The following is a 25,625-nucleotide window of genomic DNA, read 5'->3' as shown; positions in this document are numbered from 1 at the left end:
CAGAGGGATGCCCCGAGCTATCGGGGAATCCGTGCGGGATTCCATGTGGCCGCTAAAAAACAAATTATTAACACATGAAGCAAATAGCCATCCTCGGAGCCGGAGAAAGCGGATTGGGAGCAGCACTGCTCGCCAAGCGGGAAGGCTATGGGGTTTGGGTATCTGATTCAGGAATTATAGCAGCCGAGCGGAAAAATGCACTTCTGGATGCAGGTATCGACTTTGAGGAAGGTGGTCATGACGAGTCAAAAGTTCTTTCCTGCGATCTGATAATCAAAAGCCCCGGTATTCCGACCAAGTCTCCTTTGGTGAAAAAGGCGATGAATGAAGGGATTCCGGTCGTAGATGAGCTGGAATTTGCCTATAGATACAGTGCGGGGAAAGTGATTGCCATCACCGGAACAAACGGGAAAACAACTACCACACTTTTGACCTTTCACTTACTCAAAGAAGCAGGCTATGATGTCGGATTGGCAGGAAATGTAGGTCAAAGTTGGGCAGGTCAGCTGGTCAATCAGGACCACGACTGGTGGGTAATTGAGGCTTCAAGCTTTCAGATTGACGGTTTCCAGTGCTTTAAACCGACCATCGGGATATTGACCAATATCACTCCGGATCATTTGGATCGCTACGAATACCAAATAGACAACTACATCTTTTCCAAAATGAGCTTGTTCAAAAACATGACTCTGCGCGAAAAGGGAATTGCATTTCTAGAGGATCCCTTGACAAAGAAAGGCTTGGAGCTGAAAAAGCTCAAGACCGATTTCCATTGGATTTCCTTATCCGAGAAGCCGGGCAAGGGTGGGTACAGCGATGGGAAAACACTGGAGCTTGCTGCAAATGGAAATTCCGCGAGTATTTCTGTTTCGGAACTTTCCATACAAGGGAAACATAATATTCTGAATGCACTGTGTGCCGGGACGGCTGCACTAATGGCAGGATTGACCGAACCTCAATTAATCCAAGGCTATAAAACATTCAAAAATGCGCCGCATCGCATGGAGCTAGTCCGGGAAATGGACGGGGTTCGCTTTGTCAATGACAGCAAAGGAACCAATGTCGAGGCGACCTATTACGCGCTGGGAAGCTACGTCGAGCCCTTGATCTGGATTGCAGGTGGGGTGGACAAAGGAAATGATTATTCCATCCTGAATGACTTGGTGGATAATGGAAAAGTAAAAGTTCTGATTTGCCTGGGAACAGACAATGAAAAGCTAAAGAAGGCTTTTGTGGGGATCATTTCCACAATCAAAGAAACCCAGGATATAAGTGAAGCTGTGGCTTGGGGTCAGGAATTGGCTGAAAAGGGAGAAGTGGTTTTGCTTTCTCCGGCATGTGCCAGCTTTGATTTATTCAAAAATTATGAAGATCGCGGTGATCGGTTTCGCTCAGCGGTTTTAGGATTAAAAGAAAAACAGAAAGCATGATTACGCTGAAGGCATGGATAGACGAGCAGTTTAAGGGCGATCCCATCATCTGGGCGATCGTGATTTTGCTGTCTCTGTTCAGCATCTTGGTCGTGTATTCTGCCACAGGTACTTTGGCATACAAGACCGCCGGAGGAAATACTGAATTGTATTTGCTCAGACATTCCTTTTTAGTAATCGTCTCCTTGTTTGTGATGTGGTTGGCGCATAAGATGCCCTACAAGAAGTACGCGCTTTATGCCCGGCTATTCATGTATTTATCCATCCCACTTCTGGCATTTACCTACCTTTTCGGATCCAATATCAACGATGCCAATCGCTGGATTACAATTCCTGTGATCAATCAGGCGTTCCAGCCTTCGGATTTGGCAAAGCTTTCTCTAATCGCTGCCTTGGCGGCCATGCTTGCCAAGAGTCAAAATAACATCAAAGACTTTACCGGGACTTTCTTGCCTATTATCCTGGCCATCGGGGTGATTTGTGCGCTGATTGGTATGGCCAATATGTCTACGGCGATTCTTCTTTTGGCTACCTGCCTGTTGATCATGTTTATCGGCAGGGTTCCATTGAAATATTTGCTTTTGGTCGTCATGGTGGGAGTAATGGGTTTGACCATAGCAGTTTTTGCAGGACAGCGTGGGGAAACCTTTTATTCCCGTATCGAAGCCTTCTGGGAGTCAAAAAATGACGACAGCAAGATTCCTTTTCAAGCCGAGCAATCCTACATCGCAATCGCTACAGGCGGAGTCACCGGTAAAGGCCCCGGAAACAGCGAACAGCGCAATTCACTGCCTCACCCGTACTCAGATTTTATCTACGCCATCATCATTGAAGAATACGGAATGGTAGGAGGGGCAACCGTGCTATTCCTTTACCTCGCTCTCCTGTATCGGGGGATGCGGATTGTAGCTAATTCCAACAAAGCCTTCGGAGGTTTGCTTTCCGCAGGATTAAGTTTCGCCCTGGTCATTCAGGCTTTGGTCAATATGGCCGTAGCCGTGGGATTGGGCCCGATTACAGGCTTGCCTCTTCCACTCCTTAGTATGGGTGGGACGTCCTTGGTTTTCACAGGAACCGCACTTGGGATCATTCTGAGTGTGAGTCGCGGAGATCACTCGGATGAAGTGGTGGCAGTGCCCGAAGTACGAAATCGATTAAAAACAGCATAAACCCAAAAAGCCATTAGCACTCAGACGACATATCGAATTCTCATCAGCGGTGGAGGCACCGGCGGGCATATCTATCCTGCCATCGCCATTGCCAACGCATGGAAGGAAAAACATCCTGCCAGTGAGATTCTTTTCGTGGGGGCTTTGGGAAAAATGGAAATGCAAAAAATCCCTGAAGCAGGATATGAAATCAAGGGTCTGCCAATAGCGGGACTTCAGCGAAGCCTGACTTTGGACAATCTTAGCTTCCCTTTCAAGCTTGTCAAAAGCCTTCGTGCTGCTTACCAAATCGTGCAGGATTTCAGGCCTGATGCAGTAGTAGGTGTTGGTGGCTATGCAAGCGGACCGGTACTTTATGCTGCGCAAAATAAAAGAATTCCAACCTTGGTGCAGGAGCAAAATTCCTATGCGGGATTGACCAATAAGCTTTTGGCCAAAAAGGCAAATGCAATTTGTGTGGCATACCCGAACATGGAGAAGTTTTTCCCTTCCCGTAAAATTAAAATTACCGGGAATCCTGTCAGAAAAGATATTCTCGACTTGTCCGGCAAAAAAGAAATCGGGCTGGAGCATTTCGGGCTGGCAGCGGACCGCAAGACGGTTTTGGTTGTGGGAGGTTCCTTGGGAGCAAGAACCCTTAATCAGGCGGTTTTGAAGGACATGCATAAGCTGGAAGAATCCGGCTACCAGGTTCTCTGGCAGTGCGGGAAATTTTATTTCAAGGAAATGTTGGCCACACTTGAAAACGCGGATCTAAAGCATGTCCATCTAAGGGAGTTTATCCGCGAAATGGACCTGGCTTATGCAGTTGCAGACCTCATTGTGTCCAGAGCTGGAGCCCTTTCTGTTTCGGAGCTTAGCCTTGTGGGCAAGCCTGTGATTTTCATTCCCTCTCCCAATGTGGCGGAAGATCACCAAACCAAAAACGCCATGGCCTTTGTCAATCATCAGGCGGCGGTGCTGCTGAAAGATGCCGAAGCAATCGGGCAATTGAAAAGCAAAATTGATGCACTGATGCAAGACGGAAATCTAGTCGAAGCATTGGGGAAAAATATTAGGAAGTTGGCCAAGCCGGATGCGGCAAATGCCATTGTAATTGAGTTGGAAAAACTGGTCAAATGACATTCAAAGGAATAAATAGCGTCTACTTCCTCGGAATCGGGGGCATCGGCATGAGTGCCTTGGCCCGATGGTTCCGACATGAAGGATATCCTGTGGCAGGGTATGACAAGACTCCTTCGCCTTTGACTGAGGAGCTGGAAAAGGAAGGCATGGTGATCAGTTTCAAGGATTCTGCAGCGGATATTCCGATTGAATTTACCTCCAATCCGGATGAGGTTTTGGTTGTCTGGACCCCTGCTATCCCAAAGAATAGTGTGCTGTTAAATTTCTTCCAGGCTCATTACCAATTAAAGAAGCGATCCGAAGTTCTTGGGATGATTACCAAGGATTTTTATACCATAGCAGTAGCGGGAACTCACGGTAAGACCAGCACCTCTTCCCTGATCGCTCATTTGCTGAAATCGGCAGGCAAACCTGTCGCTGCATTCCTAGGAGGGATTACTCAGAATTACAACAGCAACTTGATTTTGCCGGGCAAATCAAAAGTAGCAACACTTGTCGTGGTCGAGGCAGATGAATTTGACCGCTCCTTCCTGAAGCTTCATCCAAACGAGGCAGTGGTCACGAGTGCAGACGCGGATCATCTGGACATCTACGGCGATGAGGCCACGATATTGGATGGTTTCCGTGACTTCATCAAGTTGGTAGATAAAAAGGGTAAACTCTACATCCAATCCCATGCATGGTATCGCTTGGGAGAGAACATGGGGATCAGTGCAGGGATTAGAGAATATGGATTGAGGTCCTCTGGAATTCATGCCGATAATATCATCGCTAAACCGGGAATTTTCCTCTTTGATTACATGGGGACCAAAGCACAAATCAAAGGATTGGAACTTCACATTCCGGGTTTTCACAATGTGGAAAATGCTTTGGTTGCCATAGCCATCGCAATTGATCATGGTGTAAGTGAGAAGCAGATACGGCAAGGTATCAAGTCATTCAAAGGCGTAAAACGTCGGTTTGAGATACATTCCACCGTGCCGGGACATATTTTTATCGATGACTATGCGCATCATCCCGAGGAAATCAAAGCTTGCCTGAGCTCTGTGCGGGCTATGTACCCTACACAGCGACTCACGGTGATTTTCCAGCCTCATCTGTTTACACGGACAAGAGACTTTGCGGCAGGATTTTCTGAAAGCCTGTCGTTGGCAGATGAAGTGGTGCTGCTGGACATTTACCCAGCCCGGGAACTTCCCATTGAAGGAGTGACTTCTGCGATGCTTTTGAATGGAATTCAGACGGGTAAAAAGACGCTGATGAATAAAGAACAGGTAATGGACTACCTGCTGGAATCCCGTCCCGAAGTCCTGGTGACTATGGGTGCGGGAGATATTGATCGATTGGTTCCGGGTATAGCGGCCTGGATGGATTCAAGAACCAAACAGGGTGAGGCATGAATAAGGCAAAACTTAAAAAAGCGCTTGGATTGGTGACCCTTTGTCTGGTTTTGGTCGGATTCATCGGGTTTGTGGAAAAGCAAAATCAGCTCAAAGTCTATCAGGGATTTGAAGTAGACCTCAAGGCTGTCAGCGGAGTCTATTTTGTAGAGGAGAAAGAAATTGAAGCAATAGTAATGTCTGCATTTCCTGAGCTGAAATCGGGACTTCCGATGGGGGAAGTTCCTTTGGCAGCGATTGAGAAAAGACTTTCAGGACATCCATTTATCAAATCGGTGGAAACATCTGTCGGGCAAAAAGGAATCCTAAAAATGACTATCCATCAGCACGAGCCCATCGCTAGAATTGCCAGACCGATGGCAGCCGACGGATATATCACTACGGAGGGATTGATCATCCCCACCTCACCTACTTATACCAGTCGGGTGCTGATTTTGGAAGGTGCTTTTGCAGAGCAATTGATGGATCAGGGAAGTGTTGATTCGATGCCTGAATTGATGTCCTTGATCCGGTTTGTCACTGAAGATGAGTTTTGGAGTGCTCAGGTGAGTGAGTTGGAGATTAATAAGAAGGACGACATCCGATTGCATCAGCAAGTTGGGAAGCAAGTGATCGAGTTTGGAGATGCGCACGACATCGAGAGCAAATTCAGACGGATCGAAGTGCTGTATAAAGAGATTTTACCAAGAAAAGGCTGGAATGCTTACGAGCGGATCAGCGTGAAATTTAAAAATCAAATTGTTTGTGAATAAAGCTTGGATATGGAAAACGACAAATTAATCGTAGGTCTGGACATTGGGACGACCAAAATCTGCGCGATCATCGGACGCAAGAATGAGTTTGGGAAACTCGAAGTCCTAGGCATGGGCAAGGCAGTCTCTGATGGAGTAGATCGCGGCATCGTAACCAATATCGAGAAGACTGTACATGCGATCCAGAAAGCCGTGGAGGATTGCTCCAATATGGCCGATGTGAATATCGCAGAGGTTATCGTCGGAATCGCCGGACAGCACATCCAAAGCAAAATCATGCATGGGAGCATCATGCGCCAGCCTACTGAGGATGAGATTACGGTGGAAGACGTGCAGCGACTTTCCGCTGATATGCACAACATCGTCGTGCCTCCGGGAAACAGCATTATCCATGTGATGCCGCAGGATTACACGGTGGACTACGAAGGTGGAATCAAAGATCCTGTAGGAATGGCGGGTACACGTCTTGAGGCAGATTTCCATATCATCACCGCCCAGACTACTGCTATTCACAATATCAACAAGTGTGTGAAAAAGGCTTCTCTTGAATCCAAACAACTGATTTTGGAACCCCTTGCCAGCTCACTTTCAGTATTGAGCGACGATGAAAAGGAAGCAGGCGTATGTCTGGTTGACATCGGAGGCGGCACCACTGACATTGCCATTTTCTATGAAAATATAATCCGTCACACTGCGGTAATCCCACTTGGAGGAAACATCATCACTGCCGATATCAAGGAAGGCTGCATGCTGATGCAAAATCAGGCAGAATTGCTCAAAACCCGCTTTGGTAAAGCAATAGCGGAAGAAGCCAATCCGAACGAAATCGTATCCATACCGGGACTTAGAAACAGGCCACCAAAGGAAATTTCCATCCGGAACCTGGCTTCAATTATCCAGGCAAGAATGGAGGAAATCATCGAAATCGTCCAAAACGAAATCATGCAAAGTGGCTACTATAAAAAATTGGCTGGAGGTATAGTAATCACCGGTGGAGGTTCACAGTTGCAGTGCATTTCCCAGCTGTTTGAATACATGACCGGACTGGATTCCAGAATCGGATTTCCAAACGAGCATCTCGGCAAGTCAGTGATTGAAGATGTGAAAAGTCCGATGTATGCCACATCAGTGGGCTTGGTATTAGCCGGGTTCAAGGCTTTGGACAATCGCGAGGAAGGCTATCTGAAAAGAAAAGCCAACTCCGGAATCAAGCCCATTATCGTGGTGAAAAGAGAGGCAATTGCCAATAATTTCTTCAAAGGAATTACTGATCGCTTGAAAACTATGATCTCCGATGACATCGGGGAAGAATACTAATAACTAGGGCTTATGATTGAGGAGGTAATCCGCCTTGCAGATTACTTCCTTCTTAACCCTCTTCCATTATGAAACACAACAACCATAACTATTCACCAAATCAAAAAATATGTCAGATAGCATGAAAGATTACAGATTTGACCTCCCGAGAAATCAAAAGTCGATTATCAAGGTAATTGGCGTAGGAGGCGGCGGCAGCAATGCCGTAAACCACATGTACGCACAGGGAATTAAGGACGTGGAGTTTGTCGTGGTCAACACGGACGCACAGGCTTTGAAATCGTCCCCCGTTCCATTGAGACTGCAGCTTGGTGCAAACCTGACAGAAGGTCTGGGTGCAGGTGCCAATCCGGAGCAAGGACGAAACGCTGCCCTTGAGTCTCAAGAGGAGATCCGCGAGTTACTTGCGGATAATACCAAAATGGTATTCATCACTGCAGGAATGGGCGGTGGTACAGGCACAGGTGCAGCGCCGATTGTAGCCAAAATCGCCAAAGAACTCAATATCCTGACCGTGGGTATCGTGACTGCTCCCTTCATGTTTGAGGGGAAAAAGAAAATGGCTGTAGCTCAGGCAGGCATTGAATCGCTAAGAGAAAACTGCGACACTGTATTGGTGATTCTCAATGACAAACTGCGTGAAATCTACGGTAACCTGGCTATCCGCACTGCATTCAGCAAGGCAGACGATATCCTGACTACCGCAGCGAAATCAATCGCCGAAATCATTACAATCCATCAGGATGTCAACGTCGACTTTGAGGATGTGAAGACTGTCATGAAGGAGGCCGGAGCGGCAGTGATGGGATCCTCCACTGAAGAAGGTGAAGGTCGTGCGATCCGCGCAGCCGGAGCTGCTATTTCTTCTCCATTGCTCAATAATGTGGATATCAAAGGCGCTCAAAAAATACTTCTTTCCATCATGTCTGGTGAAGATGAGGAACTTTCTATGGACGAACTCAGCGAAATCACTGAATACATCCAAGAAAAAGCCGGTGACAATGCTGAACTAATCTTCGGTCAGGGTATCGATCCGGAACTTGGCAAAGCTATCCGTGTGACGGTCATCGCTACTGGTTTTGAAATGGATAAACTCTCTGAAAAGCGTAGAAACAGAGAATTTTCTGCTCCGGTTTCAGCATTCGCAAATCCAATTGCCAACACGCCTGTAGCAAATCCCGAGATAGTGAAGACTGTCATCAACCTGGATTCAGGCAAAAGCCAAAAAGTAAAAGAGGAGCCGATTTCTGGTGGGGCAACTTTCACTTTCAATCTGCCAAAAGCACCTGCTGCTGCGCCGCTGAAGCCGGTTGAAGAAGAAATGGAAGAGTTTGTTTTCCGGGTAAATCCAATTCAGGAAGACCATGAGGAAATTACTCAGGAAGTGAAGTCCGAAAAGATTGTTTTCAAATTGGAAGATGATTCTGAGAAGCAGTCTGAAGTCCTTCCTAAGGAATCAGAGCCAGTTCCACAGCTATTTGCAAATGATTACTACGAGCAGATGAAGCAGAAGGCAATCCAGCGTGCACATGAGCGATTTGAAAAACTGAAAGGTAACCGGGCGTTCAATCCAAGTCCTGAGGAACTGAAAGAAAAAATGAACGTGCCGGCATATCAGCGCAAGAATGTGGTACTGAATGAACCACAGCACAGTTCAGAGTCTGAGACAAGCAAGTACAATCTGAGCGACGAGAACGAGATTCTCGGCAACAACAGATTCCTGCATGATAATGTGGATTAATTCCTAAAATTCAAGCAGCATGTCTGCCTGGGTTTGCAGCAGTTCTACATACAGCCTGTTGGTGAGCAGGTTATCTGACATATTTTGCTCGATTTTGGCAAGCTTCGGCTTGAGAGCAAGGACATGCATACCCAGATAATGGAAGATGTCGGTAAGGTGGCTCAAAGCGATGCCACCCCCGCCAACTCCAGATGAAATTCCAACCAATGCACATTTTTTATTCCGAAAAGTGTTCGGATAGGTCATTCCGTCTATGAATGATTTGAGAATTCCCGGAAAAGAACCGTTGTACTCCGGTACGATGAAAACAAACTTTGTCCCGGCATTAACCCGGCCTTGAAAGGCATTATAGCCATCGTTTTTCCCATTATTTTCATAAAGTGCTGTAGCAATAAAGTCTGCCGGCAAATGCTCCAGCTCCAAGATTTCGGATGCTGCACCTTTTTCAAGTAGAATCGATTGGTAAAATTCAGCTATGACCTTGGAAACTGAATTTTTACGGTTTGTGCCAACGATAATTTTAACCATAAGGAGATTTTTATGTTTCCTATACAAGCAAGTAGGTTGAAAAGTTCTAAGCCTGGACCAAAATCCTATCTTTGCCCGTAAATCTTCCAAAAAAAACATGGACTACCTCAATCAAATTCAAGACGCTGTTTCATTTATCCAAAAGCTACACCCATCGGAAGTTCCGATAGGAATTATTTTAGGTACTGGTCTGGGAAGTCTCGGAAATCAGATTGAAGTCGAACTTGAAATAGATTACAAAGACATTCCTCATTTCCCTGTTTCCACAGTGGAAAGCCATTCTGGGAAGTTAATTTTTGGTGCCCTTTCAGGTAAAAAAGTAATGGCAATGAAAGGGAGGTTTCATTACTACGAGGGCTATTCGATGAAAGAAGTGACTTTTCCGGTGCGGGTAATGAAAAAACTGGGTGTAGGCACTTTGTTGGTCTCCAATGCCTGCGGCGGGCTAAATCCTGCGCAGGAAGTCGGAGACGTGATGCTTATCACCGATCACATCAACCTGTTTTCGGATAATCCACTACGCGGCAAAAATTACGATGAATTAGGCCCGAGATTTCCTGATATGAGCGATGCCTATTCGCATGAATTGATCGAAAAAGCGCTCAAAATTGCTGAAAAAAATGGGGTCAAACTTCATCTTGGCGTTTATGCAGGAGTGGAAGGGCCCAACCTGGAAACCCCTGCTGAATACAAATATTTACGAATTATTGGAGGCGATGCGGTGGGCATGAGTACTGTTCCCGAGGTGTTGGTTGCACGGCATTCCGGAATGGAAGTATTCGGGATATCAGCGATTACCGATATGGGTATTGAGGGTAGAATCCATAAAGTAGATATCGCCTATGTACTCGCTGCCGCAGCCAAGGCCGAACCAGTCATGGGGATGATTTTGAAAGAATTGGTCGCCGTCATTTAATTCGTTTGCGGAAATTAAAACTAAGAATCCTGCTTCACCAGAGATTGGATTCTTAGTTTCTATTGATGACGATGTGATTTTGAAGTAACCGGATTTTTAGCTTTTATCCATTTTTACGCCGTGGTACTTTCACACTTCCAGAGCCTCTATTCTTTTTTAGTTTTGTAGCGAAAGGATTTTTGGCCCGTTTACAATAAAAGGACCTGTGCTTTTCGGTAAATTTGGTTTCTTGAACTTGTTATGATAAGATTTTACGTTAGTTCACTTTTTCTCATTTTGATTTTTTGTTTTCCGACTTTCGGACAGACAGATTCGCTTCGTTTTTCTTTTGGAAAAATAGAAGGCCCCCATCCCGGTACCTATATTTTAACAGGTAAAGTCACTTCAAAAGATGGTGCTAAGCCAATTGAAGGGGTAGGTGTACATGTTGACGGAGTTTTTACCGGCGTAAGTACAGATCGATTTGGGACGTATTACTTGACTATTACTCCCGGAGATCATCGTGTAGCCTTTCGGCATATTTCCAACGTTCCGGTTTTTACCAGGATTTTGCTTTATGAAAACGCCGTTGTTAGTGTGCAAATGGTTGAAAAAGCATTCGAACTTGATGGTGTGGTAGTCCTGTCCGAAGAGCCTGATCGAAATGTGAGAAATCCAATCACGGGAGTCACCAAACTGACGACCACTGAACTGAGAGCTATTCCTGCATTTCTGGGTGAAGCAGATATTTTCAAGGGGCTCCAGCTTCTACCCGGCGTGAGTTCTGTAGGTGAAGGGACCTCCGGAATTAATGTCCGTGGGGCCAAGGCAGATCAAAATCTCTTGCTGATGAATGAAGTATTGGTCTTAAGTTCCAATCATGCTCTTGGATTTCTGTCAGGCTTCAATACTGATGTGACAGAGAATTTCACGCTTTACAAAGGAAATCTACCGGCTAACTTTGGAGGAAGAGCAGGTTCTGCACTGAATATCCTGATGAGGCCCGGAAGCAGTGAAAGCTGGCAGGGCCAAGTCGGGTTTGGAACATCCAATGGCAAAGTATTAATCGAAGGACCGGTTGTAAAAGACAAGGTATCGGTGATTTTTGGTGGTAGAGTTTCGAACGTGAACTGGCTCCTTGGACAGGTGCGGGACTTGGATATTCAGAATAGTAGGCTGAATTTTTATGACGGCTACCTAGGATTGAACTGGGATCTGGGCAAGGGGCATCTGCTTGAAGCCAACACGCTGGTGACAGCCGACGACTTTCAGTTTTCGGATCAATTTGGATACGAATGGGCAAACCGGATCAGTTCGCTGAGATATAAAGGGATTTTAGGAGAAAATATTTCCATCACCGGTTTATTGGCTGACGGCAACTTTGATAATGCTTTTTTTGACCCTGAAGGTGTCGATGCTGCCAAAGTGAAGAATGGGATGCGCTACCGGCAAGGAAAAGTGTCTGGCACTTGGGCTAATGATAAACTTGCGTTAACAGGTGGTTTGGAAGGGATTTATTATCAGGGAAAACCAGAGCGAATTTCTCCATTTGACGAATTCTCCGCCATTCAGGAAGAGCAAGTTGGGAAAGAGCGGGGAATGGAACTATCCGGATTTTTGTCTTTGGAATATGAGCTGGGAGAAAATACCGGATTTGTCGGAGGCTTGAGGTATTCAGGTTATTCCCAATTGGGTGCGGATACAGTGTATCAGTACAATCCGAACGGGCCGATCAGTGAAAGTAATATCACAGGTGAAACTCCATTTCCTTCCGGGAAAATTAAGTCGTATTCGGGTTTTGAACCCAGATTTTCACTCAGACAAAATCTGAATGCTACACTGTCTGTGAAGGCCAGTTATGCGAGACTCTTTCAGTACATTCAGTCTGTGTCCAATACGTTTGGACCAACTCCGATAGACCTTTGGCAATTGAGCACAAGCTACATCCCACCGCAGCGCTCGGATAATTTCTCCCTTGGGATCTTTAAAAATGCGAAAGACAACAGCTGGGAATATTCCATTGACGCCTTTTACAGGACAAGTGTCAACCAAGTGGAATACCGGGATTTTGCGCAGATATTTCTAAATCCGCACATGGAGACTGAATTGGTTTTTGGAAAGGGGGAGGCCTATGGTGCTGAGTTTCTGATCAAGAAAAACCTTGGCGTGGCGACAGGATGGTTGGCTTATACGTATTCCCGTTCTTTTTTTACTTCCCAAAGTGAGTTTAGCGAAGAGCAAATCAATAGGAATGAGCGTTTCCCTTCGAACTATGACAAACCGCACGAGGTCAATTTTATCCTTAGCCGTAAGATGTACCCGAGAGGGCTTTTCAACTTCTCGGTCAATTATGCCACCGGCCGTCCGGTCAGTGCAGTGAGTGCATCGTACATCCTGAATGGTGGGCTTGTAGTGCCGGATTATTCCAATAGAAATCAATATCGAATTCCAGATTACTTCCGGGTGGACGTTTCTTACACAATCGAAAAAGTATTCTCCAAGAAAGGAGACAGTTTGAATTTCAGTATTTACAATCTTTTTGGAAGGAAAAATGCGTATTCGGTTTTTTGGCAAAAAGATGAAGATTCGAAGCAGTTGAGACCTTATCGTCTGGCAATATTGGGATCAATTTTTCCTTCGATTACTTACAGCATTAAATGGGGAGGGAAACAATGAAAAAGTTGAAAATTTTAGGCGTATTGATTGTATTCCTTAGCCTTAATTCCTGTGTGGAGCAGATTGAATTTGAGTTGGAAAAATTAGAACGGGAACGATTGATCGTATCGGGCATATTGACCAATCTGAATGAACCACAGGTTGTTTTTCTATCAGAGACGACTTCCAAAGCCAGAAAGCCGCTACTTGCAGACGAAGAAAACAGGATTTTTACATTAAATGATTTGCCAAGGCCTTTGCAGGGTGCAAGGGTAACCTTAGTGGATGCCAGTCAGGGGAGACCATGGGTCTATCAAGAAACCGAGCCCGGCAAGTATGAGCTATCTGACTACCTGGGGACTGGGTCAAATTCAGAATTATATCTGGAGATACGAGTAGGAGATCGGGTATATCGCTCTAGACCTCAAAAAATTCCTGAGGTAATCGGATCGGATGAATTGAGTTTTTCATTTGAGCGGACCCGGTTGAAGGATAATCCTGATGCGGCTCAGGTATTGATTAAGACAGCGGTGACCTTGCCGGATCAAGTTGGGGATTATTACTTGCGTTGGGCAGTGGATGAGGCATATTTTTGGGATTTGACCTTTTTTCCAAATCCGTTTAATACGCCTCCGCCTCCCTGTATCGTATTTGGTTTTCCCGACCCTGAGCGAATCACACTGATCAATGGGGACCTTCTCAATAAACCGGGAGGGAAAAGCACGCAAATCGTCGCCAAGCGACTGGTTGATCAGTCCTTTCTCAGCAGGCATTATTTCACAGTCCGACAATTGAGTATTTCAAAAAATACCTACGAATATTGGAGAAGGGTGAGAGAATTGGTTAATAATACAGGCTCTGTATTTGATTCTCCACCGGCTTCGATTCAGGGAAATCTATATAATGTCAACAATCCAGATGAAGTAGTTCTAGGGTATTTTGAAGTGGCAAGGGCCAAGGTTTCGAGAATCTATACCACATTTGCGGATGTCCCTTTCTTTTTGGGAAAAAGCTGCGAATATATTCCTAGCAAGCGGCTAGACCAATATCTGCCAACCTGTTTAAACTGCAACGCATTTCCGAACAGTCAAATGGAGTATCCCGAGTGGTGGTTTGATGATTAAGGGATTGGAATATTGAAAGATTTAAAAATTGAAATATTTAGGATCCTTGGCTAAGCCTGCTTTATTGACTCACTTGTTTTTGAGAAAAAATTTACCCCTCCCAATTGCTTCAGGAGGGGTTTTCTATGGGCTATGGTCTATCAGCTAGGGTTTTATTTACTTTTTCATACCCATATAATCCACCACAAAGTAGCTCATTGCCCGTACGCCCAGCACAAATCCGGCTTCGTCGATGTAGAAATCAGGTGTATGGTGGGAGGGTGTAGTCAGTGGATCTCCCCCTTTTTTCATGCCCCCTAAGAATATAAAGAAACCCGGTTTTTCTTTTTGGAAGAAACTGAAGTCCTCTGATCCCGTCACCGGGTCCATGGAAATCACATTCCCGATTCCTGCTGCGGCATTGAGGGAAGGCAGCATTTTATCCGTGAGCTCAGGTGGATTTACAGTTGAAGGATATAGTTTTCCGATTTTCACGTCTGCTTTGGCTCCTGCACTTTTAGCGATGTTGGTAATTATTTCGTGGATCCTTTGATGGACAAGTGTCTGTTGTTCTTCACCAAAGGTTCGGATAGTGCCAATCATTTCGACTTTTTCCGGAATGATGTTGTGGCGGATTCCTCCATGAATAGCGCCAACGGTCACCACTGCCGGATTTTCTGCGATATTGACATTTCTGGAAAGAATAGTTTGGAGTCCTAGAATAGCCTGGGCGGAAGTTACTATGGGGTCTACACCAGACCAGGGAGATGCACCGTGGGCCTGGGTACCGGTAATAGTTACCTCCAGATTATCCACTCCTGCCATAAAAGGTCCAGACCGATAGCCGATTTTTCCAGCCTCTATCGCTGCCCAAATGTGTAGCCCAAAGATGGCATCTACATCGGTCATCACTCCTTCTTCCACCATTTGCTTGGCACCGAAAGTGGTCACTCCCGGTTCGTAGATTCCTTCCTCTGCAGGTTGAAAGATAAATTTGACCGAGCCTTCCAATTGATTTTTCATTCCTGCCAAAACTTCCGCCACTCCCATCAAAATGGCCACATGGGAATCGTGTCCACATGCATGCATTATTCCTGTTTCCTGCCCATTGTATGTCCCGGTATTTACGGATCGGAAGGGGAGATCATTTCGCTCTGCCACAGGAAGTGCGTCCATATCTGCACGGAGTGCAACCATCGGCCCGGGCTTGCCACCTCTGAGGATCCCTACCACACCGGTGACAGCTACATTTTCGGTGACCTCCATTCCCAAGGACCGCAGATGATCAGCGACAATTTTGGCGGTGCGGAATTCCTGATTGCCTAATTCAGGATGTTTGTGAAAATCTCTTCGCCAGTCGATGACTTTGGATTCAATTTTATCCGCTGATTTATCAATTTTTGCGTGCAAACTAGACTGTCCGAAGCTGCCTGCAGAAATCAGGAAGCTTAACATAAGGAGCTTTTTCAATTTTTTTATTTAATAGTGTTTTATTTATGGAACTAGAATTTTTCCACCTCGCGAATCACTTCAGCAGGGGTTTTCTATGGACTATGGTCTATCAACTATGGTCTATTTCACTTTTTCATCCCCATATAATCCACAACAAAGTAGCTCATTACGCGCATTCCCAATACGAATCCACCTTCGTCGATGTAGAAATCAGGCGTATGATGCGAAGGAGTTTTGGTCGGGTCGCCGCCTTTTTTCATTCCTCCCAGGGAAATAAACAATCCCGGCTTTTCACGTTGGAAAAAGCTAAAATCTTCGGCTCCGGTGATCAGTGGATTGATAATTACATTACCAGCCCCTGCAGCAGCCAAAATTGTAGACTCCATTTGCTTGGTCAGTACAGGATCATTGACGGTGGCAGGGTAAAGTTTGGTGATGTTGACATCGGCTTTTCCACCGGCACTCAAGGCAATGTTAGTGGCGATTTCTGTAATCCTTTTGTGTACGAGATTTTGCTGCTCATCGCCAAACGTTCGGATCGTGCCGATCATTTCGACTTTTTCAGGAATTATATTGTGGCGAATTCCACCATGGATGGCTCCAACAGTAACAATTGCAGGCGCTGCTGTGATGTTTACATTCCTTGAAATAATGGTTTGAAGTCCATTTATGATTTGTGCTGAGGTGACGATAGGATCCACTCCGGACCAAGGAGAAGCTCCGTGGGCCTGAGTGCCATGTACCGTGATTTCGAGATTATCCACGCCTGCCAGGGCTGGTCCCGATCGATAGCCTATCTTCCCAACTTCCATCTGCGAACCGATATGCAACCCGAAAACCGCATCCACGTCCTTCATTACCCCTTCTTCTACCATTTGCTTGGCACCCCAGGAGGTCACACCTTCCTGATAGATCCCTTCTTCTGCAGGTTGGAAAAGAAATTTCACCGTACCCTGAAGTTCATTTTTCATTTCTGCCAATACTTCGGCCACGCCCATTAAAATCGCCACGTGTGTGTCATGTCCACAAGCATGCATGACGCCTGTTTCTTGACCGTTGTAAATGGTGGTGACTGTAGATTTGAAGGGTAAATCTGCTCGCTCAGTGACAGGAAGTGCATCCATGTCTGCACGAAGTGCCACGGTTGGACCTGGTTTTCCTCCTTTCAGAATACCTACCACGCCAGTGACAGCAACACCTTCCTGAACTTCAATTCCCAATGCGCGAAGGTGATCAGCCACTTTTTTAGCAGTTCGAAATTCGCTGTTTCCGAGTTCGGGATTTTGGTGAATGTCGCGTCTCCACTCGATGACTTTAGCTTCAATGGAAGCAGCTTTTTTATCAATTTCCGGACGAAGCTTGGTTTGGCCAAATGCCGTTCCGCTGATTAAAATCAGGGCTAGCGTAAGTTTTTTCATAATTTAATAAGTTTGATGGTATGGATCGTGGCTATTTGATTGGGTGAAAATAAAGATAGAAGTTTTACAAAGCTTTCCCTATTGGGATTAAATCTCTGATTGGAGAACTTTTCATTCAATTAATCCTTTACTCTACAAAAGAACAGGATATGGAATTGAAAGATAAAATTGCAGTCGTCACCGGAGTCAGTAAAGGTGTAGGACTTGAAGTAGTAAAACAATTATTGGAAAAAGGGACTGTTGTAGCAGGCTGGGGTAGAACGGCTCCTGATTTGAAGCATGCCAATTTCCACTTTTTCGTTTGCGATGTCGCTGTGGAAGAACAAGTTGAAAAAGCATTCTTGGCAACTGTTGAGAAGCTGGGATCCGATATTCGCATTCTGGTCAATAATGCCGGGTTTGGTGTGGCAGGGAAATTTGAAGATATGTCCTCGGATGACTGGAAATCGATGTTTGATACCAATGTGCATGGGATTTTCTATGTCAGCAAGCGATTGGTTCCTGCCATGAAAGCGGCTGATGAGGGGCATATTCTCAATGTAGCCTCCATTGCAGGATTGAATGGTGTGGCCAATTTTGCTGGATATGTAGGGACCAAACATGCGGTCAGAGGAATCTCACATTCGATGTACATGGAGTTGCGCGACTTCGGAATCAAGGTTTCGACCTTCTATCCCGGCTCTATCCAAACCAACTTTTTTGACAAAATAGAAGGAACGACGACGAATGAAAACATGATGCGTCCAGAAGATGTCGCTCAGACAATCGTTCAGACATTGGAGACGCATCCAAATTATTTTGTGGCAGATGTGGAATGCAGACCGTTGAGACCGAAAGGGAAGAAGTGAAATCAAATTCATGAAAGCGGTGTTATTGGAGACTTTAAATTCCAATAACACCTCACTTGTTAGAACTTTTTTTTAACCGCACAGGCTGCGCTAAGAAGAGGGAAAAGGCAGTATTAATCTCTACATGAATTTCATTGGTCTTGGCCAAATCAATCCTTTTCAAGGACACAAAGTATAAAAGCTAAAGCTTTTTTAAGCTACCCGGCAAACTCATGTTAATTCAATAAAATTTTTCAATAAAAGTGTAAAAATATTTTAATTAATTTTTTAGGCAAAAACAAAACTAAATTCTGAATTCATATTAAATTATTAGGGGGGGGGTAGAATAATATTTCGTTAAATTTAGTTTTATGTATTTTTTGAATTTATCCAAGAATAAACTGGCTTAAACAATTTTTGGAATTTAGAATTCTCTTTTAGTTATTCGATTAATTAAGGTTTAATTTTTACCTGAACGGATTTTTATGAGGATTTTAGGATTGATCGCGGGGTATGCGGTTACATTTTTATTGACAGGGTGGTTGCAGTTGCGAAGTACAGTAGTCTCCCATCGACATGAGCAGGGTAGTTCTTACAGCCTTGTTGAATTGAGTTGGTCGAGATCTTTACCAAGTAACACAAAGGACGTTCGGCCTTCCAACGACACAACAGGTTATTTTTCCTCTTGGCATTTACTGCCTGTTGGGCTGGTTCGCTATCCTGATTTTGGAACTTTTGATTTTTTAAAAAATGGAGACTAAAATATTCCCTTCCGCCATTTTAAATAACTCCGTCGAGGTATACGATTCACAGATCCGAATCCGATCCAAAGTGATTTATCTGATCGCACTTGGACTTATTCTCTTGGCACTAGCTTCTCTTCCTTTGATTGTAGTGGATGTAGCCGTTCAAACCAGAGGAACCTTTCAGTCAAGTATCCAAAGAAACCCTATCCAAATCCCCACGGGAGGAAGATTGGAGTCATGGAACCTTTCCGAAAATCAGGAGGTGAAGCAGGGAGAAGTCCTTGCTGTCATCAGAGGAGAGCAGCTCAATCTGGAAATGAAAGCCTTGAAAGAGCGGCTAGACTTACTTCAGGATTTTATTCAGGATTTGAATTTGTTGATCAACCATCCATCTCATGAGGAAGGCTATAACCCAAGATTGAAATCCAATCTCTATCAAGCTTCCTTGTATGAATATCAGTCCCAACTTCTCAATCAAGAAACCTTGGTAAAGAAATTGGATCGGGACTTTCAACGGGCAAAGATCCTCTTCGAGAGCAAATCGATCGCTTTTGCAGAATTTGATGAAGTTCAGGTCCAATATCAGCAGGCAAGTACGCAGCTGGAACTACTCAAAAAGCAACGCCTCAATCAATGGGGGCAGGAACTCGTCAACCATAGCACTGAACGAGATCGCATCATCAGTCAACTCGAAGTTTCTCAGGAACAAATGGATCAGTTTAAGGTCATTGCCGGTACTTCAGGGACGCTGATGAATGTCCAGAATTTGAATGCCGGTGATTTTGTCTATCACAATCAAAAGTTGGCAGAGATTTCACCTGATTCCGAACTTATGGCGGTGACTTACATCTCTCCCGCCGATATTGCTTTTTTGAAAATTGGTCAGGAGGTCAAATTCCAAGTGGATGCTTACAATTACAATCAGTGGGGAGTCGCTACGGGCAAAGTGGTCGAAATAGCCAATGACCTTGCCCTGATTTCGGAAAAGGAAGCAGGCTTTTTGGTGACCTGCAAATTGGATTCTTTGACACTAAAGCTGCCCAGTGGACAAAGTGGAGAGATCCGTAAAGGGATGACCTTCAATGCCCGCTTTGTCGTAGCGAGGCGATCACTTTTCCAGCTACTATATGATAAAGTAGATAACTGGCTAAATCCATCGATGGCTAAATCGGCTTAATTTTTTTGACCCATGAGCATCAAAACCAAACAACGAGATATTACCGACTGTGGGGCAGCATGCCTTGCTTCCGTAGCCGCTTTTTACAAACTGGAATTGCCCGTGGCAAAGATCCGACAGATGGCATCCACGGATCAAAAAGGAACCAATGTCCTGGGATTGATCGAGGCAGCTACCAAAATGGGCTTTTCGGCCAAAGGGGTCCGCGGGGAATTCGATGCCTTGATGGATGTCCCCATGCCCGTCATCGCCCATGTCATTGTGAAAAAAGTCCTGCATCACTATGTCGTCTTGTACAAAGTCACCGACAAGCAGGTGGAATACATGGATCCGGGTGATGGACAGATCCACAAGGTGACTCCTGATGCCTTCAAGGAAATGTGGACGGGGGTTTTGGTGCTGCTGATGCCCAATGAGGAGTTTCAGGCGTTAAGCCAAAAAGTGGGCACCTGGACAAGGTTCTGGTTTTTGGTTCGTCCACACCGTGGAGTCATGATCCAATCCCTACTTGGGGCAGTGATCTACACTGTTTTGGGACTCTCTACCTCGATCTATGTGCAGAAGATTATTGATCATGTATTTATAGGTAGAAACACTAATTTGCTCAACCTGCTTTCGGTAGCGATGATAGTGCTCTTGGTTTTTCAGCGAGTGATCGGAACTTTCAAGACGCTCTTCATCATCAAGGTGGGTCAACGGATTGATGCTCGATTGATTTTGGGCTACTATAAGCACCTGCTGTCCTTGCCTCAGCGGTTTTTTGATACGATGCGGGTGGGGGAAATTATCTCCCGGATCAATGATGCGGTGAAAATCCGCGCTTTTATCAATGAAGTGTCCATCAGCTTTTTGGTCAATGTGTTTATCATCATTTTTTCCTTTGCGCTGATGTTTACCTTCTACTGGAAGCTCGCCTTGGTCATGCTGCTGTTGATCCCATTCTATTCGATCATCTACTGGATATCCAATCGTCTGAATAAAAAAGCCGAACGTAGGCTGATGGAAGAGTCTGCCGAACTTGAATCCCAACTCGTCGAATCCATCACCTCGGCCGGTACCATCAAGCGCTTTGGGGCAGAAGACCATGCCAATATCAAGACCGAGATGCGGTTTATCGCCTTGCTTCGAACCGTCTATCGCTCAGGGCTGAACAGTATTTTCTCTGGAACCTCCTCCGAGGCGGTATCTAGGCTGTTTACAATTATCCTACTTTGGGTAGGTGCAGGCTATGTATTGCAAAATGAGATTACCCCAGGGGAATTGATGTCATTTTACGCCTTGACCGGCTACCTGACCGGGCCGGTTTCCAGTCTGATCGGGATGAATAAGACCATTCAAAACGCCTTGATTGCCGCGGACCGACTCTTTGAAATCATGGACTTGGAGGTGGAAAAGTCTGAGGAAACCTTCCCGATTAAGAAAACAGATGTAGGTGACATTACCTTTCGGAACGTTTCTTTTCGCTATGGTTCCCGGGCCAATGTGTTCGAAAATCTTTCCTTGGTTTTCCCCAAAGGTAAAATCTCAGGAGTCATCGGGGAAAGCGGTTCCGGTAAAAGCACCTTGGTTTCCCTGCTTCAGAACCTTTATCCCCTCCAATCCGGCAACATCTACATCGGAGACCATGATATCAAATTCGTGGATAACAGCTCCCTGAGACGATTGGTATCCGTAGTCCCGCAGCGGATTGACCTCTTTGCCGGAAACGTACTGGAAAATATCGCCTTGGGAGACTATCAACCCGATATGCAGCGGGTAGTACAGATCTGTCACCGACTGGGGATGATAGATTTTGTCGAGAGCCTGCCCAATGGCTTCGGGACTTATTTGGGAGAAAATGGAGCCTCGCTGTCTGGTGGGCAAAAGCAACGAATAGCTATAGCGAGGGCCCTTTATCGTGATCCGGAGATCCTGATTTTGGATGAGGCTACGGCTTCCCTCGATCCCGACTCGGAGCAGTTTGTACAGCAGTCCATCCGAATGCTGGCTACTGAAGGAAAGACAATCATTTTCATCACACACCGATTGGCAGCCGTTCAGGAGTTTGATAGGCTGTATGTGCTGGACAAAGGCAAACTTGTCGAAGAAGGTACCCATGCGGAGCTGATTGCTAAGGAGGGGAAGTATTATCAGATGATCCGCAAGCAACTGGTGATGCTTTGAAAATAGCAAGTCGAAGTATCAAGTAGCTGGTATTAAGAATCAAGAAAAGTAAGATGTAGAGCTAGGATAGAAAAGGAAAAGATTAATTATAAACTTTAAAGGTAAGGAGCCATGGAATTTATTAAGCAGATCGAGCGATTACAGCTATTGAATAAGCTAGTAAGAGAAAAGCGAACAGGGAGTCCAGAAGAGCTTGCCGAGCGACTGGCTGTAAGTAGAGCCAAGCTTTACCTAATCCTGGAAGAACTTCGGGATAGAAATGTCTTTATTAAGTTCAATAAACGGATCAATTCCTTTGAATATGAAGCCTGTAGAGGAATAAACTTGGAATTCTCTTTTCGCATCTTGCGGCAGGACGAAGAAAATGTAATAAATGGCGGAAAAATCATAAATTTTTTCCCAGCGTCCATTATTTTAGACGGAGCGAACTTAAGTTAGTATCATGATCAGTCCTCGAGATCAATGCTAGCTACCGATTGAAGATGTGCTGAGATTGGGAATCCCGACGCCCGGAAAAGGTCGGGGAAAATTAAATTCTTAAAAAAAATGGATAGATTTAAAGAGTTGAGTTTTGAGGAGATGCAGGAGGTTGATGGGGGATTGGTCTGGGTCTGGGGTGCTATTGCAGTTGGTTTGGCCACAAACTTTCTCTATGAAGTGGTTAATGATTGGGAAAATAATGTAAAAGCATTTAATGAAGGCTATGAATCATTTAAAAAGTAAATCGCCAAATTCCTTAGTTGAATTATCAGCAGAAGAATGTAAATCTGTTTCAGGAGGAGATAATATTACTCAAGCAGTTTTCAGATATCTTGGATCTTTTTGGGCAGGTATTGAAGCAGGTCAGCCTCATGCTTCATATGGTTATTATGCTGGAATGAACACTAAATAATTTTAAAGTAAAGCAAGCCAAACATTTTTGGCTTGCTTTTTCAATAATGGGGGTACTTGAAATACTATTCGTTCTTTTTGGATTCTTGCTTATCATTAGGGGAATATTTTTTTCCTATTTGAATAGAATCAATTTTAAGACAGTTGGAGGATTAGGATTTGACTTAAGTCACATGATTGCATCATTTTTTTATTTTTTTTTATCAATTTTGTTATTTAATTCTCTATTTTTTCTAAATCTAAAATTTGATTTTTTGCAATATAATTTTACAAACAATTTTCTCCGTTTGTTTCAAGATGTTTTAAGTAATTTACACACTGCCTTTTTTGAAGAAGTCTTTTTTAGACTATTTTTATTTATTGGGTTATTGGATATCATTAAAAATCGTATTTTATTACTAATATTAACTTCTGCAATTTTTTCAGCAGTTCATTTTCCACCTAACACAATCCTCATAGTCAGTTATTTCTTAGGAGGTTTAATATATGGATATTCCTATCTTAAGTTTCAAAATTTTTGGGTTCCAGTGGCAATTCATTTTGCATGGAATTTTATACAAGGTTCGATTTTCGGATTTTCAGTTTCTGGTAATTCCTCTTCCGGCCTTTTAGAACTTCAATTTACAGAAAGCATTCTTTGGAATGGCGAGCCTCATGGTCCAGAAGGTAGTGTGGCAGGATTGGCAATGCGGTTAATTATATTGATTGCACTTGTTATTTATCCTTGGAAAAAATCAAATCCCCAATTTTTAAATATTAAAAACCTACCTTAAATCAAAGGTAATTGATAACTATGATTTTGTAATCCCACAAGTTTATGAAAACCACCTTAGCCGAGCTCCTTTCCTTCCTCAAGTCTCCCAACATTCCGGAAACTTATACCCCCATCAAGCCAAAAACCTTTTTGATCTTAATGGTTTTGACCTTGGCAATCATCATCCCTTACGCTTTTATTTTAGAAGCAGCAGGTATGGATCAGTTTGACCATAAACTGGAGGAATTGCTTAAAGACAACAAATGGGTGGTAGCCATTGTAGTTATTTTCCTAGCTCCACTATTGGAGGAACCTATATTCCGGCTTCATCTTGACTTGAAGAAATCTTCCATTTGGTGGGGAATTGGGCTTTCGGTTCTTATGCTGAGTGAGGTATGGTGGCCGGTGGCTTTGCTTTGGGCGTACTTGTTTTATTTGATGTATAGTGTGAGTAAAGGAAATCCACCTAGCCTGAAGTATGTCATCTGGATTTCCTCTGCCTTATTTGCCTTGGTTCATATAGGAAACTTTAAAGATTTTGATTATGGTCAATACTTTTATTGGGTTCCGTTCATGGTCGGTGCACAGTTTATGATAGGATTGGTGCTGAGCTATATCCGACTGAATCATGGGATGAAATGGTCCATGATCTTTCATGGGGTGTATAATGCGGTGCTGATCATTCCGGCGGTTTATTTCTATGAAGGCTGATTGGTAAGTCTCAATTTGATTAAATTAAACCAAGTAATTCCAGTTGTTGCTGACTGAACTATGTTGAACAAAATCACTCGTGTTTTTTACCTGACCTTCGGTATGCTTTACGGACTGAATGCTTTTTATGTGTTCTTTTTCACATCCACTGGGGATGAGATTAGGCTATTCAGCATTTGGCAAACCAATAAATGGATAGCAGGGCTGGTATATCTGTTTTTTTCGTTCGTTTTTTTGAGTTCGTAAATTGCCAAGTCAAGAAAAAAGGATAAGTCAACTCCATAATCTATGAATCCAAAAAACGAAAGGTTGCTCTCTCTCCTGATTGTCCTGAGTATCGGGGTCAATTTACTGGTCTTTATACTGGTTTTTGAATTGGGAGAGCGATTCGGAAAGTTTCTGGCCTCCCTGCGAATTTGCAATTCGCTTCAGGTAGTATTTTGTTTCGAGTCTGGCTGAATGCCCATAGGGTGAATCAATCTTGAATTTTTCTTTAGTGTCCTTCATCAAGAGGAAGAGGCAAAAATAAATGGCGGAAAAATTTTAAATTTTTTCCCAGCGTCCATTATTTTAGACGGAGCGAACTTAAGTTAGTATCATGATCAGTCCTCGAGATCAATGCTAGCTACCGATCTTAGAGGTGCTGTGATTGGGAATTCCGACGCCCGGAAAAGGTCGGGAAAATGAAAACAAAACAAACAGATGAAAAAGTTAAAAGAACTAAGCGTCGTGGAGATGCAGGAGATTGATGGAGGTTTTGTTCCTCTTTTGATTTGGGGGGTATTGTATACCGCTCCTCAAGTTGCGGCAGCCGCAGGAACTTTCTTTCTGGCCGGAGTTGCAGCTGGAACAGCGGTAGCGATAGCAGTTGATTAAATTAATAAAATATGGAATTCTTCAACGATTTGTTCCCTGTCGAAGTAAGAAAGACTTTACATCTTATAGTGCTTGGTGCTTTCTTGGTAGGGGTATTTATAGGAATTGGAATAAGTATTTATCATAACTAACATAAAATATGGAATCTGTAATTGATAGAGTAGATTTTGAAAATATGGTCTACCACGAATTTAATGGAATTCCTACCTTTGGTCAAAAACATGTTTACAGAGGGACTTTTCACCAAGTTGCTTCAATTAGAAGATGGATGGTTTGTAGAATGGGTAGAAACTGATTTTAAACAAGAAGAGATATATATCCAAATTGAGTGTGTTTTGGACGAGTTGGAAGATGCTGAAACAGGGGAGCTTTGCCGGGTTTATGATCATGCACCCTCACGGGAATGGCGTCACTTAGACACGATGCAGTATAAGACCTTCCTCAGATGTAAGCTTCCCCGAATTACAACTTCCAGTGGTAAAGTAAAGACTGTTC

24 protein-coding genes and 1 pseudogene are annotated in these 25,625 nt (G+C 44.2%); 22 read left to right on the top strand and 3 right to left on the bottom strand.

Features of this window, described 5'->3' with window-relative positions:
• Nucleotides 1-74 precede the first annotated feature (74 nt).
• The 7 genes from murD (at nt 75) to ftsZ (ending at nt 8,934) form a co-directional block, all read left to right on the top strand.
• Nucleotides 75-1,430, top strand: a complete 1,356-nt coding sequence (gene murD / locus BLQ81_RS11620; RefSeq protein ID WP_092730148.1) for a UDP-N-acetylmuramoyl-L-alanine--D-glutamate ligase — start codon at nt 75-77, stop codon at nt 1,428-1,430.
• The gene (locus BLQ81_RS11615) at nt 1,427-2,599 is read left to right on the top strand and encodes an FtsW/RodA/SpoVE family cell cycle protein (protein ID WP_092730146.1); all 1,173 of its coding nucleotides are present in this window, start codon (nt 1,427-1,429) and stop codon (nt 2,597-2,599) included. The genes murD and BLQ81_RS11615 overlap by 4 nt, the downstream gene beginning before the upstream one ends.
• Before the next feature lie 12 nt (nt 2,600-2,611).
• Nucleotides 2,612-3,721 carry an undecaprenyldiphospho-muramoylpentapeptide beta-N-acetylglucosaminyltransferase gene (gene murG / locus BLQ81_RS11610; protein WP_092730144.1) on the top strand — a complete coding sequence of 370 codons (1,110 nt, stop codon included), beginning with the start codon at nt 2,612-2,614 and terminating at the stop codon, nt 3,719-3,721.
• On the top strand, nt 3,718-5,124 hold the full coding sequence (gene murC / locus BLQ81_RS11605) for a UDP-N-acetylmuramate--L-alanine ligase (protein WP_092730142.1): 1,407 nt from the start codon (nt 3,718-3,720) through the stop codon (nt 5,122-5,124). The genes murG and murC overlap by 4 nt, the downstream gene beginning before the upstream one ends.
• A complete protein-coding gene (locus tag BLQ81_RS11600; protein WP_092730140.1) occupies nt 5,121-5,876 on the top strand; it encodes a cell division protein FtsQ/DivIB in 756 nt (251 codons plus the stop codon). The genes murC and BLQ81_RS11600 overlap by 4 nt, the downstream gene beginning before the upstream one ends.
• Before the next feature lie 9 nt (nt 5,877-5,885).
• Nucleotides 5,886-7,193: a cell division protein FtsA gene (gene ftsA / locus BLQ81_RS11595; RefSeq protein WP_092730138.1), complete on the top strand. Its 1,308-nt coding sequence runs from the start codon at nt 5,886-5,888 to the stop codon at nt 7,191-7,193.
• Between the two features lie 121 nt (nt 7,194-7,314).
• Nucleotides 7,315-8,934, top strand: coding sequence for a cell division protein FtsZ (ftsZ, locus tag BLQ81_RS11590; protein ID WP_092730136.1), 1,620 nt, complete (start codon nt 7,315-7,317; stop codon nt 8,932-8,934).
• A 3-nt stretch (nt 8,935-8,937) separates the two neighbouring features.
• On the opposite strand, the gene BLQ81_RS11585 is transcribed toward ftsZ, so the two are convergent.
• Nucleotides 8,938-9,462, bottom strand: coding sequence for an NADPH-dependent FMN reductase (locus tag BLQ81_RS11585; protein ID WP_092730297.1), 525 nt, complete (start codon nt 9,460-9,462; stop codon nt 8,938-8,940).
• Between the two features lie 97 nt (nt 9,463-9,559).
• Here BLQ81_RS11585 and BLQ81_RS11580 point away from each other — a divergent pair, with 97 nt between their 5' ends.
• The 3 genes from BLQ81_RS11580 to BLQ81_RS11570 all read left to right on the top strand — a co-directional run bounded on the left by BLQ81_RS11580 (nt 9,560) and on the right by BLQ81_RS11570 (nt 14,136).
• Nucleotides 9,560-10,378 carry a purine-nucleoside phosphorylase gene (locus BLQ81_RS11580; RefSeq protein WP_092730134.1) on the top strand — a complete coding sequence of 273 codons (819 nt, stop codon included), beginning with the start codon at nt 9,560-9,562 and terminating at the stop codon, nt 10,376-10,378.
• Between the two features lie 240 nt (nt 10,379-10,618).
• Entirely contained in the window at nt 10,619-13,033 is a 2,415-nt protein-coding gene (locus tag BLQ81_RS11575) for a TonB-dependent receptor (RefSeq protein ID WP_092730132.1), read from the top strand.
• Nucleotides 13,030-14,136 (top strand): DUF4249 family protein, encoded by a 1,107-nt coding sequence (locus tag BLQ81_RS11570; RefSeq protein ID WP_175454220.1) that lies wholly within the window; start codon nt 13,030-13,032, stop codon nt 14,134-14,136. Before BLQ81_RS11575 ends, BLQ81_RS11570 begins: the two co-directional genes overlap by 4 nt.
• 156 nt (nt 14,137-14,292) lie before the next feature.
• Here the strand turns inward: BLQ81_RS11570 and BLQ81_RS11565 are convergent, their stop codons facing one another.
• Together BLQ81_RS11565 and BLQ81_RS11560 are read right to left on the bottom strand one after the other, a co-directional pair.
• Nucleotides 14,293-15,570 (bottom strand): amidohydrolase, encoded by a 1,278-nt coding sequence (locus BLQ81_RS11565; protein WP_175454224.1) that lies wholly within the window; start codon nt 15,568-15,570, stop codon nt 14,293-14,295.
• A 122-nt stretch (nt 15,571-15,692) separates the two neighbouring features.
• A complete protein-coding gene (locus BLQ81_RS11560; RefSeq protein ID WP_092730126.1) occupies nt 15,693-16,985 on the bottom strand; it encodes an amidohydrolase in 1,293 nt (430 codons plus the stop codon).
• A 149-nt stretch (nt 16,986-17,134) separates the two neighbouring features.
• On the opposite strand from BLQ81_RS11560, the gene BLQ81_RS11555 reads away from it, so the two are divergent.
• The 12 genes and pseudogenes from BLQ81_RS11555 to BLQ81_RS11510 all read left to right on the top strand — a co-directional run.
• Nucleotides 17,135-17,833 (top strand): SDR family oxidoreductase, encoded by a 699-nt coding sequence (locus BLQ81_RS11555; RefSeq protein WP_092730124.1) that lies wholly within the window; start codon nt 17,135-17,137, stop codon nt 17,831-17,833.
• Nucleotides 17,834-18,297: 464 nt separating this feature from the next.
• On the top strand, nt 18,298-18,573 hold the full coding sequence (locus BLQ81_RS11550; RefSeq protein ID WP_092730122.1) for a hypothetical protein: 276 nt from the start codon (nt 18,298-18,300) through the stop codon (nt 18,571-18,573).
• Nucleotides 18,563-19,735, top strand: coding sequence for an HlyD family secretion protein (locus tag BLQ81_RS11545; protein WP_092730120.1), 1,173 nt, complete (start codon nt 18,563-18,565; stop codon nt 19,733-19,735). The genes BLQ81_RS11550 and BLQ81_RS11545 overlap by 11 nt, the downstream gene beginning before the upstream one ends.
• 12 nt (nt 19,736-19,747) lie before the next feature.
• The gene (locus BLQ81_RS11540; protein ID WP_092730118.1) at nt 19,748-21,898 is read left to right on the top strand and encodes a peptidase domain-containing ABC transporter; all 2,151 of its coding nucleotides are present in this window, start codon (nt 19,748-19,750) and stop codon (nt 21,896-21,898) included.
• Nucleotides 21,899-22,009: 111 nt separating this feature from the next.
• Nucleotides 22,010-22,336 carry a DNA-binding protein gene (locus BLQ81_RS11535; protein WP_092730116.1) on the top strand — a complete coding sequence of 109 codons (327 nt, stop codon included), beginning with the start codon at nt 22,010-22,012 and terminating at the stop codon, nt 22,334-22,336.
• Between the two features lie 108 nt (nt 22,337-22,444).
• The gene (locus tag BLQ81_RS22005; protein ID WP_139183620.1) at nt 22,445-22,621 is read left to right on the top strand and encodes a class IIb bacteriocin, lactobin A/cerein 7B family; all 177 of its coding nucleotides are present in this window, start codon (nt 22,445-22,447) and stop codon (nt 22,619-22,621) included.
• Nucleotides 22,602-22,790 carry a hypothetical protein gene (locus BLQ81_RS11530; RefSeq protein ID WP_092730114.1) on the top strand — a complete coding sequence of 63 codons (189 nt, stop codon included), beginning with the start codon at nt 22,602-22,604 and terminating at the stop codon, nt 22,788-22,790. Before BLQ81_RS22005 ends, BLQ81_RS11530 begins: the two co-directional genes overlap by 20 nt.
• A gap of 118 nt (nt 22,791-22,908) precedes the next feature.
• Nucleotides 22,909-23,562, top strand: a complete 654-nt coding sequence (locus tag BLQ81_RS11525) for a CPBP family intramembrane glutamic endopeptidase (RefSeq protein WP_217636664.1) — start codon at nt 22,909-22,911, stop codon at nt 23,560-23,562.
• Between the two features lie 44 nt (nt 23,563-23,606).
• Nucleotides 23,607-24,254: a CPBP family glutamic-type intramembrane protease gene (locus BLQ81_RS11520; RefSeq protein WP_092730112.1), complete on the top strand. Its 648-nt coding sequence runs from the start codon at nt 23,607-23,609 to the stop codon at nt 24,252-24,254.
• A gap of 288 nt (nt 24,255-24,542) precedes the next feature.
• Nucleotides 24,543-24,713 carry a hypothetical protein gene (locus tag BLQ81_RS22490; protein ID WP_217636663.1) on the top strand — a complete coding sequence of 57 codons (171 nt, stop codon included), beginning with the start codon at nt 24,543-24,545 and terminating at the stop codon, nt 24,711-24,713.
• Between the two features lie 243 nt (nt 24,714-24,956).
• Nucleotides 24,957-25,130 carry a Blp family class II bacteriocin gene (locus tag BLQ81_RS22000; RefSeq protein WP_139183619.1) on the top strand — a complete coding sequence of 58 codons (174 nt, stop codon included), beginning with the start codon at nt 24,957-24,959 and terminating at the stop codon, nt 25,128-25,130.
• Between the two features lie 194 nt (nt 25,131-25,324).
• Nucleotides 25,325-25,625, top strand: a pseudogene (locus tag BLQ81_RS11510) (transposase family protein); the annotation flags it as partial.

The sequence above is a fragment of the Algoriphagus alkaliphilus genome (assembly GCF_900103735.1).
Classification (GTDB): domain Bacteria; phylum Bacteroidota; class Bacteroidia; order Cytophagales; family Cyclobacteriaceae; genus Algoriphagus; species Algoriphagus alkaliphilus.
The sequence above is the reverse complement of the archived record's forward strand: the minus strand, read 5'-3'. Positions and strand labels throughout refer to the sequence as shown.

What these genes read in the sequence shown, in the direction of transcription:
- BLQ81_RS11535 (WP_092730116.1), top strand. Translation starts at nt 22,010, where the DNA reads ATGGAATTTATTAAGCAGATCGAGCGATTACAGCTATTGAATAAGCTA.
- BLQ81_RS22005 (WP_139183620.1), top strand. Translation starts at nt 22,445, where the DNA reads ATGGATAGATTTAAAGAGTTGAGTTTTGAGGAGATGCAGGAGGTTGAT.
- BLQ81_RS11555 (WP_092730124.1), top strand. Translation starts at nt 17,135, where the DNA reads ATGGAATTGAAAGATAAAATTGCAGTCGTCACCGGAGTCAGTAAAGGT.
- BLQ81_RS11530 (WP_092730114.1), top strand. Translation starts at nt 22,602, where the DNA reads ATGAATCATTTAAAAAGTAAATCGCCAAATTCCTTAGTTGAATTATCA.
- ftsZ (WP_092730136.1), top strand. Translation starts at nt 7,315, where the DNA reads ATGAAAGATTACAGATTTGACCTCCCGAGAAATCAAAAGTCGATTATC.
- BLQ81_RS22000 (WP_139183619.1), top strand. Translation starts at nt 24,957, where the DNA reads ATGAAAAAGTTAAAAGAACTAAGCGTCGTGGAGATGCAGGAGATTGAT.
- BLQ81_RS11540 (WP_092730118.1), top strand. Translation starts at nt 19,748, where the DNA reads ATGAGCATCAAAACCAAACAACGAGATATTACCGACTGTGGGGCAGCA.
- BLQ81_RS11600 (WP_092730140.1), top strand. Translation starts at nt 5,121, where the DNA reads ATGAATAAGGCAAAACTTAAAAAAGCGCTTGGATTGGTGACCCTTTGT.
- BLQ81_RS11560 (WP_092730126.1), bottom strand. Translation starts at nt 16,985, where the DNA reads ATGAAAAAACTTACGCTAGCCCTGATTTTAATCAGCGGAACGGCATTT.
- BLQ81_RS11615 (WP_092730146.1), top strand. Translation starts at nt 1,427, where the DNA reads ATGATTACGCTGAAGGCATGGATAGACGAGCAGTTTAAGGGCGATCCC.
- BLQ81_RS11565 (WP_175454224.1), bottom strand. Translation starts at nt 15,570, where the DNA reads ATGTTAAGCTTCCTGATTTCTGCAGGCAGCTTCGGACAGTCTAGTTTG.
- BLQ81_RS11545 (WP_092730120.1), top strand. Translation starts at nt 18,563, where the DNA reads ATGGAGACTAAAATATTCCCTTCCGCCATTTTAAATAACTCCGTCGAG.
- murC (WP_092730142.1), top strand. Translation starts at nt 3,718, where the DNA reads ATGACATTCAAAGGAATAAATAGCGTCTACTTCCTCGGAATCGGGGGC.
- BLQ81_RS11585 (WP_092730297.1), bottom strand. Translation starts at nt 9,462, where the DNA reads ATGGTTAAAATTATCGTTGGCACAAACCGTAAAAATTCAGTTTCCAAG.
- BLQ81_RS11575 (WP_092730132.1), top strand. Translation starts at nt 10,619, where the DNA reads ATGATAAGATTTTACGTTAGTTCACTTTTTCTCATTTTGATTTTTTGT.
- murD (WP_092730148.1), top strand. Translation starts at nt 75, where the DNA reads ATGAAGCAAATAGCCATCCTCGGAGCCGGAGAAAGCGGATTGGGAGCA.
- BLQ81_RS22490 (WP_217636663.1), top strand. Translation starts at nt 24,543, where the DNA reads ATGAATCCAAAAAACGAAAGGTTGCTCTCTCTCCTGATTGTCCTGAGT.
- BLQ81_RS11580 (WP_092730134.1), top strand. Translation starts at nt 9,560, where the DNA reads ATGGACTACCTCAATCAAATTCAAGACGCTGTTTCATTTATCCAAAAG.
- BLQ81_RS11520 (WP_092730112.1), top strand. Translation starts at nt 23,607, where the DNA reads ATGAAAACCACCTTAGCCGAGCTCCTTTCCTTCCTCAAGTCTCCCAAC.
- BLQ81_RS11550 (WP_092730122.1), top strand. Translation starts at nt 18,298, where the DNA reads ATGAGGATTTTAGGATTGATCGCGGGGTATGCGGTTACATTTTTATTG.
- ftsA (WP_092730138.1), top strand. Translation starts at nt 5,886, where the DNA reads ATGGAAAACGACAAATTAATCGTAGGTCTGGACATTGGGACGACCAAA.
- BLQ81_RS11570 (WP_175454220.1), top strand. Translation starts at nt 13,030, where the DNA reads ATGAAAAAGTTGAAAATTTTAGGCGTATTGATTGTATTCCTTAGCCTT.